At 61.8% G+C, this 12,602-nt stretch carries 15 protein-coding genes; 2 read left to right on the plus strand and 13 right to left on the minus strand.

Features of this window, described 5'->3' with window-relative positions; genetic code table 11:
- Nucleotides 1-8: 8 nt before the first annotated feature.
- The 8 genes from CYG48_RS16425 to CYG48_RS16460 form a co-directional block, all read right to left on the minus strand.
- A complete protein-coding gene (locus CYG48_RS16425; RefSeq protein WP_118851358.1) occupies nucleotides 9-662 on the minus strand; it encodes a 5'-methylthioadenosine/S-adenosylhomocysteine nucleosidase in 654 nt (217 codons plus the stop codon).
- On the minus strand, nucleotides 659-1,108 hold the full coding sequence (locus tag CYG48_RS16430) for a PaaI family thioesterase (RefSeq protein ID WP_118851359.1): 450 nt from the start codon (nucleotides 1,106-1,108) through the stop codon (nucleotides 659-661). The genes CYG48_RS16425 and CYG48_RS16430 overlap by 4 nt, the downstream gene beginning before the upstream one ends.
- 72 nt (nucleotides 1,109-1,180) lie before the next feature.
- Nucleotides 1,181-1,633 (minus strand): TspO/MBR family protein, encoded by a 453-nt coding sequence (locus CYG48_RS16435; protein WP_118851360.1) that lies wholly within the window; start codon nucleotides 1,631-1,633, stop codon nucleotides 1,181-1,183.
- An 89-nt stretch (nucleotides 1,634-1,722) separates the two neighbouring features.
- A complete protein-coding gene (locus tag CYG48_RS16440) occupies nucleotides 1,723-3,012 on the minus strand; it encodes an RsmB/NOP family class I SAM-dependent RNA methyltransferase (RefSeq protein ID WP_118851361.1) in 1,290 nt (429 codons plus the stop codon).
- A 95-nt stretch (nucleotides 3,013-3,107) separates the two neighbouring features.
- A complete protein-coding gene (locus CYG48_RS16445; protein ID WP_118851362.1) occupies nucleotides 3,108-3,518 on the minus strand; it encodes a septal ring lytic transglycosylase RlpA family protein in 411 nt (136 codons plus the stop codon).
- A gap of 379 nt (nucleotides 3,519-3,897) precedes the next feature.
- Nucleotides 3,898-4,767 carry an SDR family oxidoreductase gene (locus CYG48_RS16450; RefSeq protein ID WP_118851363.1) on the minus strand — a complete coding sequence of 290 codons (870 nt, stop codon included), beginning with the start codon at nucleotides 4,765-4,767 and terminating at the stop codon, nucleotides 3,898-3,900.
- Nucleotides 4,767-5,942, minus strand: coding sequence for a tRNA epoxyqueuosine(34) reductase QueG (gene queG, locus CYG48_RS16455; RefSeq protein ID WP_118851364.1), 1,176 nt, complete (start codon nucleotides 5,940-5,942; stop codon nucleotides 4,767-4,769). The genes CYG48_RS16450 and queG overlap by 1 nt, the downstream gene beginning before the upstream one ends.
- Nucleotides 5,923-6,615: a glutathione S-transferase family protein gene (locus tag CYG48_RS16460; RefSeq protein WP_118851365.1), complete on the minus strand. Its 693-nt coding sequence runs from the start codon at nucleotides 6,613-6,615 to the stop codon at nucleotides 5,923-5,925. The genes queG and CYG48_RS16460 overlap by 20 nt, the downstream gene beginning before the upstream one ends.
- Before the next feature lie 150 nt (nucleotides 6,616-6,765).
- On the opposite strand from CYG48_RS16460, the gene CYG48_RS16465 reads away from it, so the two are divergent.
- On the plus strand, nucleotides 6,766-7,614 hold the full coding sequence (locus tag CYG48_RS16465; RefSeq protein WP_118851366.1) for an undecaprenyl-diphosphate phosphatase: 849 nt from the start codon (nucleotides 6,766-6,768) through the stop codon (nucleotides 7,612-7,614).
- Nucleotides 7,615-8,079: 465 nt separating this feature from the next.
- Here CYG48_RS16465 and CYG48_RS16470 read toward each other — a convergent pair whose 3' ends face one another.
- Complete coding sequence (locus CYG48_RS16470) at nucleotides 8,080-9,060, minus strand: complex I NDUFA9 subunit family protein (protein ID WP_118851367.1); 981 nt, start codon at nucleotides 9,058-9,060, stop codon at nucleotides 8,080-8,082.
- 98 nt (nucleotides 9,061-9,158) lie between these two features.
- A complete protein-coding gene (locus CYG48_RS16475; protein WP_118851368.1) occupies nucleotides 9,159-9,446 on the minus strand; it encodes a DUF1330 domain-containing protein in 288 nt (95 codons plus the stop codon).
- Nucleotides 9,447-9,555: 109 nt separating this feature from the next.
- Here CYG48_RS16475 and CYG48_RS16480 point away from each other — a divergent pair, with 109 nt between their 5' ends.
- The gene (locus tag CYG48_RS16480; protein ID WP_245450358.1) at nucleotides 9,556-10,566 is read left to right on the plus strand and encodes a NosD domain-containing protein; all 1,011 of its coding nucleotides are present in this window, start codon (nucleotides 9,556-9,558) and stop codon (nucleotides 10,564-10,566) included.
- Here CYG48_RS16480 and pyrF read toward each other — a convergent pair.
- Genes pyrF through pmtA form a run of 3 tightly spaced genes read right to left on the minus strand, consistent with a single transcriptional unit; the run spans nucleotide 10,563 to nucleotide 12,483 of the window.
- Nucleotides 10,563-11,255 (minus strand): orotidine-5'-phosphate decarboxylase, encoded by a 693-nt coding sequence (gene pyrF / locus CYG48_RS16485; protein WP_118851370.1) that lies wholly within the window; start codon nucleotides 11,253-11,255, stop codon nucleotides 10,563-10,565. The genes CYG48_RS16480 and pyrF overlap by 4 nt on opposite strands.
- Nucleotides 11,252-11,848 carry a histidine phosphatase family protein gene (locus CYG48_RS16490; protein ID WP_118851371.1) on the minus strand — a complete coding sequence of 199 codons (597 nt, stop codon included), beginning with the start codon at nucleotides 11,846-11,848 and terminating at the stop codon, nucleotides 11,252-11,254. The genes pyrF and CYG48_RS16490 overlap by 4 nt, the downstream gene beginning before the upstream one ends.
- Nucleotides 11,849-11,889: 41 nt before the next feature.
- Nucleotides 11,890-12,483 carry a phospholipid N-methyltransferase PmtA gene (pmtA, locus tag CYG48_RS16495; RefSeq protein WP_118851372.1) on the minus strand — a complete coding sequence of 198 codons (594 nt, stop codon included), beginning with the start codon at nucleotides 12,481-12,483 and terminating at the stop codon, nucleotides 11,890-11,892.
- Between the last annotated feature and the right edge of the window lie 119 nt (nucleotides 12,484-12,602).

Raw genomic sequence — 12,602 nt, forward strand, 5'->3', positions numbered from 1 at the left:
CAACTGCGTTAGAGCGTCACATCGCCGGATTCCAGCGCCTCCAGCAGCCGATCCACCGTCTGGGCGAGTTTGGCGTCGATCACGTGGAGGTATTCGGTCCAGTCACTGACGTGCTTCAGTTCCTCCTTGCCGTCGGAGATGCCGCGCAGGCCGATCAGCGGAATGTCGAACATCTGGCAGCAGCGCAGGATGGCGAAGGTTTCCATGTCGACCATCTCGGCGTCGATCAGGTCATAAGCCGCGCCCGAGACGATGTTTGCGCCGGTCGACAGCGACGCCTTGGGGATGCCCGGAATGGTGAGCCGCAGCGGCACCACGGCAGGAAGCTCAAGGAACGGCGTGCGCCCCTTCTCGAAACCGAGCGGCGAGGCATTCATGTCGCGATAGGAAGCCGAGGAGGCCTGGTAGACCTCGGTCTGCTCCAGCACCCGCGAGCCGGCAGAGCCAAGCGAGACGACGAGATTGGGAAGTTCCCCCGCCGCCTGCATGCGGGTCAACGTGTGGGAGAGGACGACAGCCGCCTCCACCGGGCCGACGCCAGTCATCAACGGTGTGAAGCGAGTGCGCAGCGCTGGACCGTACTCGGCATCAACCGCCATCACGAAAAGGATGCGCTTGCCATCAGCCAGCACCGGCTCACCGAGGGGCAGCCCGGCGGTCATTCGATGACATCCTCGCGGCCGCGGATCACCATCATCGTGCCGGTCATGGAGGCAATGAGCTTGGCCGGACCGTCACCGATCGCATAGGCGCGGCCATCGGCGACGATAATCGTGGAGCCGGGCTTGGTGATCTCGCCGCGGAACAGGAAGCGGTCGCCACGGCCCGGCGACATCATGTTCACCTTGAACTCGATGGTGAGGATGGAGACATCCGGCTCGATGACGCCATAGGCGGCATAGGTGCAGGCGGTGTCGAGAGCCGCGGAAATGACGCCGGCATGCAGGAAACCGTGCTGCTGCGTCAACTTCGGGTCAAAGGGAAGCTCGATCTCGACCATGGCCGGCTCGACCCGGGTCAGTTCCGCGCCAAGCATGCTCATCGCACCCTGGCGTGAAAAACTCTGGCGCACGCGCTCGCTGAAATCGCCGATGTCCCGCCCGTTCATGCCGTGTCCCTTTCGCAGTCGCGAAACTCGCATGCACGGGCAGGTTCCGCAAGCGCGCGGAGAGCCCGATCCTTAATTCAGCAGCAGGATCGACAGGTTAAGTACGGTCGCGAAGGTTACCCAGGCGGCATAAGGCAGGAAGCAGAGGGCGGAAACCCTGTCCGGCTGCCAGGCTTGGCGGATGAAGACGATGATCGACACCAGCATCGGCACGATGACGATCAGCGCCAGCAACGGGCTTTCCAGTCCGAAGAAGGCGGGCGACCAGAGGAAGTTCAGCACCATCTGGACGAACCAGGTCTTCATGCGGGCAGAGTTGCGCGCCTCGATCCAGGTACGCGCGCCGGCTATGCCGATGAGGATGTAGAGCACCGTCCAGACGGGACCGAAGATCCAGCCGGGCGGATTGAAGGACGGCTTCTGGAGGCCTTGGTACCAGTCGCCGGGAAGCGTGAAGAGGCCGACAAGAGAGCCGATGCCGACAACGCCGATGATAAAGAGGAGATAGATAACTGTGCGGTTCATGACCGGGGCAGATAGGGCGGCAGGTTTTGTTCGGCCAGATCATCCCGACCGAACTCTTGCCTCATCTCTTGAGACCCCGGAAGCCGGCCTCAGACGGCGCGGCGCATGCGGCAGAAGAAGAAGCCGTCCGTGTCGGTTGCCGCTGGTGTCAGGGTCACGGTCTTGCCGTCCCGCGAACGGGGCTTTGGCGCATCGGCACCAAAAAGCTTCGACCAGTCTTCAACCGCGGGCGCAATGGAGAACTGCGGATTGTCGGCGCAGAAGCGCTGCACCTGGGCATCGTTCTCTTCCGGCAGAACAGAGCAGGTGACGTAGACGAGCGAGCCGCCGGGTTTGACGAAGGCCGCTGCTTCCGCCAGCGCTTCCTGCTGCTGGGCAACACGTTCCTCGAGGTTCTTCTGCGTCAGGCGCCACTTCGTATCGGGGCGGCGGCGCCATGTGCCGGTGCCGGTGCAGGGCGCGTCAACCAGCACGCAGTCGAGCTTTGCCTTCATTGCGTCGAGCTGGCGCGGGTCATCATGCACCTGGACATTACGCGTGCCGGCACGGCGCAGGCGCTCGATGATCGGCGCCAGCCGCTTGCGGTCCGCGTCATAAGCGTGGACCTGACCCTTGTTGTTCATGGCTGCGGCCATGGCGAGCGTCTTGCCACCACCGCCGGCGCAGAAATCCAGCACCTGGTCGTGTTCACCGGGCTGCACCAGGTCGGCCACCACCTGCGAACCTTCGTCCTGAACTTCGAACCAGCCTTTCTGGAACGAAAGTTCGGCGGTGACGTTTGGCTGACGGGAAGCGCCCTCGCCAGCGGCAATCCGGATGCCGTTGCGCGCAAGGTGCGTGGCCTTTGCGCCGACCCGCTCGAGTGCCTTGAGCACCTTGTCGCGCGACGCCTTCAGCGTATTGGCGCGCAGGTCGAGCGCCGGACGGCCGGCAAGCGCCTGTGCCTCGACCAGCCAGTCCTCGCCGAAATTGGCTTCGAAGGACGGCTGCACCCATTGCGGAATGTCGGCCTGCACATGTGCTGGCGCATCCGAAAGGGATCGAGAGTTGAAGGCGGAAAGATTGGCTTCCGTCAGGGCCGGCGGCGCGAAACGATCATCGGCGAAATCTGCCTGGAGGTCGTCCTGGGAAAGGCCCCATTGGCGGATGAGCACGGCATAGGCCAGCGCGGTCGGGCTTTCGTCGTCCATGAGCCAGGCATGCGACAGGCGCATGCGGAGCGCATCATAGACGATGTTGCCGATCGCAGCGCGGTCGCCCGAACCAGCGAACCGGTGCGCAAGGCCCCAGTCCTTCAAGGCGTCTGCGACAGGTCGCTTGCGAGCCTCGATATCTGCAAGAACCTCGATGGCTCCCGCCAGTCGCCCGCCTAGTCGCATGTCCGTCTCCGTTCGGTTGAACCCGTATACCTGTGGGTCCTAGCCGGGATCAGGAGCAAGGGCAAGTCGGGAAGGCGATGTCCGCTTAGATCGGATCAGCCGTCGATGTTCTTCAGGCCCTTGCCGGCGATCTTGCCGTTGCCGCCGTCGACGATCTGATAACAGACCTGCGCGGTGCCCGACTGGACCATGCCGATGTTCTTTGCGGCAGCCTTGGAAACATCGATGACACGTCCGCGGATGAAGGGGCCACGGTCGTTGATCCGCACGACGACACTCTTGCCGTTGCGCTTGTTGGTGACCATCACCTTGGTGCCGAACGGCAGCGTACGGTGAGCGGCGGTGAGAAGGGATGCATTCATCCGTTCCCCGGAGGCAGTCTTGCTGCCCAAAGCATACCAGGATGCGTGGCCACAGCCGGCAGCCGCACTGGACTGCGCTGAGGCGAAGATTGCAAAAGCAGCAATGGAGGCCGCGGCGAATGTCGAGCGTCGATTTGTTGTCAAGTCGGTCGTCCCCGTTCGTTTGGTCTGCACGTTGCGTGCAAAAGCGGCTAAGCAGGGCGAAAAGTGGCGGAAACGTGGGATTTGTAATCACGGAATACTTCAGACTGAAACATACGTGATTATATTTCGAGCGATATTTTTAAGTCGCCGGCTAATGATTCGGAGAAGAAATCCTTGAGAATCAGGGGATCGGAAGAATCTGATTCCGCTTCCAATTGGCCTGACCGCTGCTCACGAAATGTAACGAAAAAAATATATTGCGTTGCGGCATTTTCCGCCACATCGGCGAAATTTTTGTGGCGCGCTGCCGCAACAGTAAAGAAAGTTTAACCGGCCAGGCCGGGTAAGTAGGAATTTTCACCCGAAGAGGGTGGGAATTTTATCCTCGCCAGATGCCATCGCGCCAGAGTTGCTCAAGCGACATGTGGTAGTTGGGGAAGCGGAAGCGGAAGCCGGCATCCTTGATCTTGGCATTGGAAACACGCTTGTTGGCGCCATAGAACGAGCGCGCCATCGGTGTCATCTCGGCGGTCTCGAAGTCATGCTCCGGTGGAGGTTCGACACCCATCAGCCGTGCGGCCTCGAGGATCACATCCTGCGGCGGAGCGGGTTCGTCATCGGTCACATTGAAGATGCCCCGCATGCGTCCGTGTCCGAGGAAAAGCGCTGCCTCGCCGATGTCCTCCACGCGGATGCGGTTGAACACCTGGTTCTTCTTGATGATGCGGCGCGCCGTGCCGCGAGCAAGGTTGACGAAGGCGTTGCGGCCGGGACCATAGATGCCGGAAAGGCGCAGAACTGCCACCGTCACTTGCGCCTGCTCAGCCTCATGCGTCCACGCCTCTTCCGTATCGATCCTGTCTATGGAACGGCCGAGGATCGGGCTGCCAGGCGTCTCCTCCGTCACCCAGCCGCCGCCATGATCGCCGTAGACACCGACGGTGGACAGGTAGCCGATCCATTCGAGCTTCGGACAAAGCGCGGACAGGCGCCCGGTGATCAGTTTCAGCAGCGGGTCGCCGTCCTTGCCCGGCGGAATGGACTGGATGAGATGCGTGATCTCCTTCAACTCCGCCAGGAGTTCCGGGCTGAACTCGGTGCCATCGAAGATGAAGCCGTTGATACCGGCTTGCGTCAGCTGTGATGCCTTCTCAGCCGACCGGGCTGTGCCGCAAACCGTGCCCGCGGCCTGGTAGGAGTTCGCGATCGCCTGGCCGGAATAACCGCAACCGAAAATCATCACGCGCATCAACTTACTCCAGCGAGCTTCCATTCCTCTTGCACCTCGGGATCCGTCTCCGTCGGGCGCCGTTGCGCAAACAACAGGAATTCTTCATCGAGCATCAGGCGTTTCAGCGCCCAGACCGCCATGCCGCGCACGACCGGCGAGGGATCGCCTGCAAGCTTCTCCACCTGCGGGATGAGCGCCCGGTCACCGGAGTTGCCGGCGGCGATCAGCACGTTGCGCACAAACCGGTCGCGTCCAATGCGCTTTACCGGCGAGCCACTGAAGAAACTACGGAAGGTCGGGTCATCCAGCGTCAGCAGGAAGGCGATCGACGGTTCCTTCAGGTCCTCGCGCGCCTTCAGCTTCATCTCGGAAGCGCTGGCGGCAAACTTGTTCCACGGACAGGCGGCGAGACAATCGTCGCAGCCGTAGATGCGATTGCCGATCATCGGTCGGAAATGCGGCTCGATCGGTCCCTTGTGCTCGATGGTCAGGTAGGAGATGCAGCGGCGCGCATCGAGCCGGTAGGGTGCCGGAAAGGCTGCCGTCGGGCAGGCGTCGAGGCAGGCGCGGCAGGAGCCGCAATGATCGGTTTCCGGCGCGTCCCGTTCAAGGTCGGCCGTGGTGAAGATGCTGCCGAGGAACAGCCAGGATCCATGGCTGCGGCTGACGAGATTGGTGTGCTTGCCCTGCCAGCCGAGGCCCGCCGCTTCCGCGAGCGGCTTTTCCATTACAGGCGCCGTATCGACGAAAACCTTCACATCCTCGCCGGCGCGGGCCGCAAAACGGGTGGCGATTTCCTTCAGGCGACCCTTGATGACATCGTGATAGTCGCGGTTGCGCGCGTAAACGGAAATCGCTGCAGAACCTGGCTTGTCGAGGAGGGCGCGGGGATCTTCATCGGGCCCGTAGTTCAGGCCGAACATGACGACGGAATTCACCTGGTCCCAGAGAACCCGCGGGTCCGATCGACGATCCCGGGTTTCCGCCAGCCACTCCATCGTGCCGTGGTGGCCCTCGGCGAGAAACATGTCCAGCCGTTCCGTGGCCTGCGGAATGCTGTCAGCGCTTGTGATGCGGCAGAGGTCGAAGCCCTGTGCCGCCGCTTCCTCGCGAATGAAGGCGGTCAGCTTTGCCCGCCGCCGTAAAGCCTTTTCCTCCTCCCGGCCGACGGGTTCAGAAATCAAGGTCCGCATAATGTGATACCGGGGTAAGGCCGCGCACGCGCTCTGCAAGCAGCGGCCGGAAGGATGGTCGCGACTTGATGCGCTGGTACCATTCCTTGGCAACGGGCGTTTCCGTCCAGTCAATTTCACCGAGATAATCAAGCACGGAGATGGCGGCCGCGGCAGCAAGATCCGCATAGCTCATCCGCTCGCCGGCAAGCCACTGGCGCGAACCGGCAAGCCAGGAGAGATATTTCATATGTTGCCGGATGTTGGCGCGCGCGGTGCGCAACACCTTGGAGTCCGGCGCGCCGCCGCCCTGTGCCGCCGTCATCTGCAGCTTGTAGATCCGCTCGCGGGTGAGCGGCCGGGTAACGTCCTGTTCCATTTTCTGGAGGAACCATTCCGTCAGCCGACGGATCTCGGCGCGCTGCCACGGATCTTCCGCCAGGAGCCGCCTGTCCCGTTTCAGCACACCATGGGTTTCGTCGAGAAACTCCATGAGCACGGAAGGGCCACAAAGTACCCGCATGCTGTCATCAACATAAACCGGAAGCGTCGCGGCCGGGTTGAGCGTCAGGAACTCGCGGCGTTTTTCCCACGGCTGTTCCTCAACGAGATCGGCCTGGAAGCCGTATTCCGCCAGGATCAGCCGGACAAACCGCGACGTCGACGACATAGGATGATGATAAAGAGTGGGCATCGATATTTTTTAACTTTGTGAAGATCATATAGACAGGCTGCGTCCGGCGCCGGCTGACATATCGCAGCTATATGGATTTGGTAGGGCCAGCACAAGCAACGGCTCGTAAGCTCGTCAAATTGCGCTTATCTGCTCAATAAAGGATTAAGAATGGCGGATCAGTCCATCGTCAGTGCGCTCGTACTTGGCCTCATCGAAGGGCTCACTGAATTTCTTCCCGTTTCCTCAACCGCACACGTTCTCCTGGCCGGCCGGTTTCTCGGCTTCCATTCCCCCGGAAATACCTTCGCAGTCCTGATCCAGCTCGGCGCGATCCTTGCCATCCTGCTTGTTTATGCGCACCGGTTGACCTCGATCGCCTTGGCGCTGCCGAACAGCGAGAAGGCACGTCATTTCGTGCTGACGGTGCTGGTCGCTTTTCTGCCGGCGGCGGTCATCGGTGCGCTGGCGCATGGCTTCATCAAGTCGGTGCTGTTTGAAACGCCAATGCTGATCTGCATCATGCTGATCATCGGCGGCATCATCCTGCTTGCCGTCGACAAGATGAAGTTCCAGCCGAAATACCACGACGTGATGGACTACCCGCTGTCGCTTGCGTTCAAGATTGGGCTTTTCCAGTGCATCGCGATGATCCCGGGCACATCCCGGTCCGGTGCCACCATCGTCGGCTCGCTACTGATGGGGACCGATAAGCGCTCTGCGGCGGAGTTTTCGTTCTTCCTCGCAATGCCGACCATGCTTGGCGCCTTCGTGCTCGACCTTTACAAGAACCGCGAGCTGATAAGCTTTGACGATGGCGCGGTGATCGCCGTCGGTTTCATCGCCGCCTTCGTCACCGCGATCCTCGTTGTCCGCTCGCTTCTCGACTTCGTGTCGAGCCGCGGTTACGCGCCGTTCGCCTATTGGCGGATCGTGATCGGCGTCGTCGGTCTGCTCGGGTTGTTGTTCTGGCCGTCGCAGGATGCGACCGCGGTAGCGGCCCTGGCGCCCGCTTTCTGAAGTTAAGCCAACCTCAGACAAGAAAAAGGCGGCTGATGAGCCGCCTTTTTCTTTTGTTCTATTCGCTGGAGATCAGCGGCGGACCGATGCAGTGCTGCAGGGATCAACGCCATAAGCGGACGTGCACTCAACTCTTCCCGCGGCATCCGTGCGCGGCGCCATGAAGGAGCCAGCGAGGACGATCAAAGCTGCACACGCGAAAAAGAGTGCAATGGGCTTGCCCATAGGAATACGCCTTTCGGAAGAGGATCTGGTGGACATGTGGTGCTTGGTTGGCGGCGAGCTTTATTGCTCGCATTAGAAGTTTTCAATAAATGATTTTGCTGAACTGGCCGTTAACAGCACTGTGTTTCCGACTGCGACTATTGTGCCACATCATCGGCCACCAAGCGGGCTGAAACAGGTCCCGGCAAGGGAGGAGGCGGCCCGATCCATGTGACCGGGCGGCTCAGAAAGACGTTCTTGTCAGGCGGCGCGGCCGGTGCCCGTGTACTGGCCCTGCGGGCGATAGTGCACGAGATAGGACGGCAGGATCGACGCAAGCAGCGTCGGGCGAATGCCCATGCCCTGCAGCGTGCGGCCTTCGCGCACGGCATCCTCAGAAACGACATTGTCCTTCTTCAGGAGCTTCACCTGGTCGCTGGTGATGGGCGGCGTGAGGAACGGGATGAGAGACGCGATGCTGCCGAGCAGCGAAGCGATGCCGAAGGGCAGCGAAACGAGCTTGTTGTCGCGATTGATGACGCGCAGCATCGTCTCGAGACATTCCTTGAAGGTCAGCACTTCGGGGCCGCCGAGCTCATAGGTGCGACCCATCTCGATGGTGCCGTCGACGGAGCGCGCGACAGCTTCCGCGAGATCCTCGACATAAACCGGCTGGAACCTCGTTCCGCCGCCGCCAACGAGCGGAAGGGCGGGTGCAAGGCGGGCCATCGAGGCGAACTTGTTGAAGAAGCTGTCTTCCGGGCCAAAGACGATCGACGGTCGAAGGATGACCGAGTCCGGCAGGATCGACTGGATGGTTGCTTCCGCGCGGCCCTTGGAACGGGCATAGGCGGAGTCGGAATTGGCATCGGCGCCGATGGCGGAGATATGGACGAGGCGCGCACCGGCTGCACGGGTCGCTTCGGCGATAGACCGAACGCCGAGATCCTGAACCGCGTCGAAGGTGTTGCGGCCGCTCTCGAACATGATGCCGACGCAGTTGACCACGTAGGACGAGCCTTCGATCGCCTTGAAAACCGACTGGCGGTAGCGGAGGTTCGCCTGCGTCAGGGTGATCTGGCCAATGTAGCCGGCTGGAAGCAGGAAGCCGCCGAGGTCGGGACGGCGGACCGCGACGCGGATGCGGTAACCGCGCTTGGCAAGCGCCCGGACCACATGCCGACCGACAAAGCCTGTACCTCCAAATACGGTGACGAGTGGCGGCAGGTTAGTGACAGTCATGATATGATGCTCCGGGAGCCAGATGGGTCTTGTGTTGGACGCTGTTTAGCCGAATCGCCTTCCGGGTGGAAGTGGTTCTACTGTCGCAGTTTCAAGCCTTAAACGCCGTCCACGATCAACAGTTCGCCCTCGGCGCATTCCTGGCGGATTTTCGCAGCGGCCTGGTATTCGGGGGAGTTGTAGCAATCAAGGGCAACCTGCCTGGAGGCGAACTCGATGACGACATTGCGGGCGCGGGCCTTGCCTTCAAGCGCCGTGGCTTCACCGCCGCGCACATGGAAGACCGCACCGAACTTCTCGAAAGGCGCCTTGGTGGCGGCAACATAATCCTTGTAGCGCTCCGGGTCATGGATATCCATGCGAGCGATCCAATATCCTTTTGCCATGCCGTCTCCTCCAGAAGATGTTTTCGATGAAGATGACTTCGAGCAATAAACCGGGCAAGTCAACATGACTAGACAATTCGGACTCCTGGCTGGTGCCGTGATATCTTCAATGCTCCTGTTTACGCCGATGGCGCCGGCCGATACCGCGACGAAAGCATGTGGCGCGGATATTCATCGCCGGCTGCAGGCCAAGGTCACGAAGAACACCAAGGCGGTGGCGATCGACTGCGATCTCACCTTGAAGAAGGGCGATGTTATTGCGGTGCCGCTGTCCTTTACCGGTTCGGCCGGGTCCGGCCGCGTGCTGGACTGTAATGGCGCGACGCTGGATGGAACGGTCCCGTCTGCGATGACGGTCCTCATCCGGTCGAAACGGCAGCCGGATGGCAGCTGGGAGGCGCCCCGCGACATCACCATCCGCAACTGCACGATCAAGGGCGGGCTCCATATTCGTGGACTTGGTCGCAATGGCGAGGCGGAAAATGTGCGCCAGTCGTCGCTGACGCCGGGACATACCGAGCGGGCGCAAGCCGCGGCACCGCGCGATATCCGCATCGAGAACGTGACCTTCGTAGCGCAGGGCGGCATCCCTCTTTATGCCGCGCCCGGGGTGACGGGCCTCGTGGTCGAGAACTCCACCTTCACCGGCAAATCCGGCTCGGTCGGGATCTATCTCGACGCGGAATCGGCGCGCAATCAGATTCGGGGCAACGTCTTTGATATCCGCACGACGGTTCGGGAGGTGTTGGCCGTGGATGGTTCAGCCGACAACCGGATCGAAGGCAACCGCTTTGAAAACCCGATCGGCGGCGGCATTTTCCTGTATCGCAACTGCGGTGAGGGTGGAACGATCCGCCACCAGGCGCCACAGCGCAATGTCATCAAGGATAACACCTTCCGCTACAGCACGACGGTTGGCGCCCGGCCGGCCATCTGGCTCGGCAGCCGCCAGGGCAACCGCTTTTATTGCCTTTACCGGACGCGCGGCGCTTTTGGCAGCGGTTTGAGCCCCAGGGACTTTGCGCAGAATAACGTGGTGACGGGAAACCGGCTGAATGGCGCGAGCCTGAGCCTCATCCTCGACCAGGATGAGAACAACACCGTCACCGACAACCGCTAGAGCGCGGCCTGCATTTCCTGAAGGATCGCTTCGGCGGCGGCCTCCGGGTCGGCGGCCTTGACGATCGGGCGGCCGACCACGAGGTGGCTCGAACCGTTGCGGATGGCATCTCCCGGCGTGACGACGCGTTTTTGATCGCCCGCGTCCGATCCGGTCGGGCGGATGCCAGGCGTCACGAGCGCCATGTCCGAGCCAATGATCTTGCGGACGGCTGCCGATTCCTCGGCCGAACAGACGATACCGCCCATGCCGGCCGACTTTGCCTGTTCCGCGCGGCGCAGCACCAGCGTATGCGGGTCGGCGTCGTAGCCGGCATCCGCGAGATCCGCTCCGTCCATGGAGGTAAGCACGGTCACGCCGAGCAGACAGAGATCGGAGCCGCGGGCCGCTTCGACGGCGGCGCGCATCGCCTTCGGATAGGCGTGCAGGGTGAGCATGGTCATGCCCATCTTAGCGATGTTCTCGACTCCCTTCGCCACCGTGTTGTCGATGTCGAGCAGCTTCATGTCGAGGAAGATCTTCTTGCCGTCGCGGGCAAGGTCGCGCGCGAAATCGAGCCCGCCGGCAAAGGCCAGCTGGTAACCGATCTTGTAGAAGGAGACGGTGTCGCCCAGTGTCGCGACCATGCGCTCGGCTTCTGCGATGGTCGGGATATCAAGGCCCACGATCAATCTGTCACGTGCATTCATCCGCGCTGAACTCCCTTCCATGTTTCGATGGGGGTCCAGTCGCATGAGAGCGACAGATCTGCAAGGCTGAAGCAGTAGAGATTTCCACCGCCACCCGGTTGGTCGCGGTCGCGCCCGATGGGTCGCTTGGCCAGATGGCACTTCAACAGCGTGCCAACACCGCCATGCCCGACAAAGGCGATCGGTACGTTCCGGTCATGATCCGCGAGCACGCGGTTGAAGGCCGCGACGATGCGGGCTTGTGCATCGACGGCGCGTTCCCAGCCCTTGAAACTCTCGGTCGGGTTGGCGAAGAACCAGTCGGCCGCCTTCTCGAATTCCAGCGGCGGCAGGAAGCCGGTGGCGGAGCGATCGTTCTCATGGGTGTCGGCCGCGATCTCGACGGAAACGCCTGCGGCAGCGGCGAGGATTTCCGCCGTCTCGATCGCCTTTGTCTCGTCGCTGGAGATAATCCGCCCGAGGCGCTGAGCCCAAACTGACCGGGCGGCCTGTTCAGTCCGGGCGCGGCCGATCTCTGACAGCCCCCATTTCGGCACCGGGATGTTCGGATCGATCCGGACTTGCGGATGCGTGATGTAAAGGCCGAAGGTCATGGACCGGGATCACCTGCTGAGGATTGGTCCCGATTTATCGCTCAGGCGCGGGTATAGGTCCAGAGTTGCACCGGCGGGATGTTGCGCATCACGAAGTCGTAGTGCTTGATCTTGTAGCGATCCGGCCGCGCGATGACGGGAGAGACCGGGCCGTAGGTAATCTGCAGCACCGGCCGGCCAGCGGGAATGCGGTCGAGCAGGTCTTCGATCAACGCCATGCGCTGGTCCATCGGGAAGCTCAGGAGCGGAATGGCGGAGATGACGCTGTCGAAGGTCGCGTCCTTGAAGGCGCCGAGCGTGCGGTCGAGGTCGAAGGCGTCACCATTGATGAAGTTCACGCCGGGGAAGCTGCGCACCAGGTGCTGGTAGAAGCCGGTCGAGTACTCGACGGAGACGAGATCCTTCGGCGCCACGCCGCGCTGCAGGATCGCCTTGGTGATGATGCCTGTGCCGGGACCCAGTTCCAGCACGGGTAAGCCGGATTTCGGGTTGATGACCCTCGCCATCCGCCTGGCGGTGATGGAGGATGTGGGGCAGATCGCGCCCACCTGTTTCGGCCCGTCCATCCAGCCCTTGAAAAAGCGGATCTCCTCATCGAACTTGCGGCCAAGCCGCTCCTTAAGCCGCAATTCCACCTTAGATCCTCTCCCGAAGCTGCCGCTACTGCGCCCAAGTTGATGGCGCAGAAAGGCAAAAAAATGTCGTAAGGCCTGCTGCCGCTGAAAAAGGCGGCGAAGCCTTGGTAGCCTGCCGC

The sequence above is a fragment of the Neorhizobium sp. SOG26 genome (assembly GCF_003491345.1).
GTDB lineage: Bacteria > Pseudomonadota > Alphaproteobacteria > Rhizobiales > Rhizobiaceae > Neorhizobium > Neorhizobium turbinariae.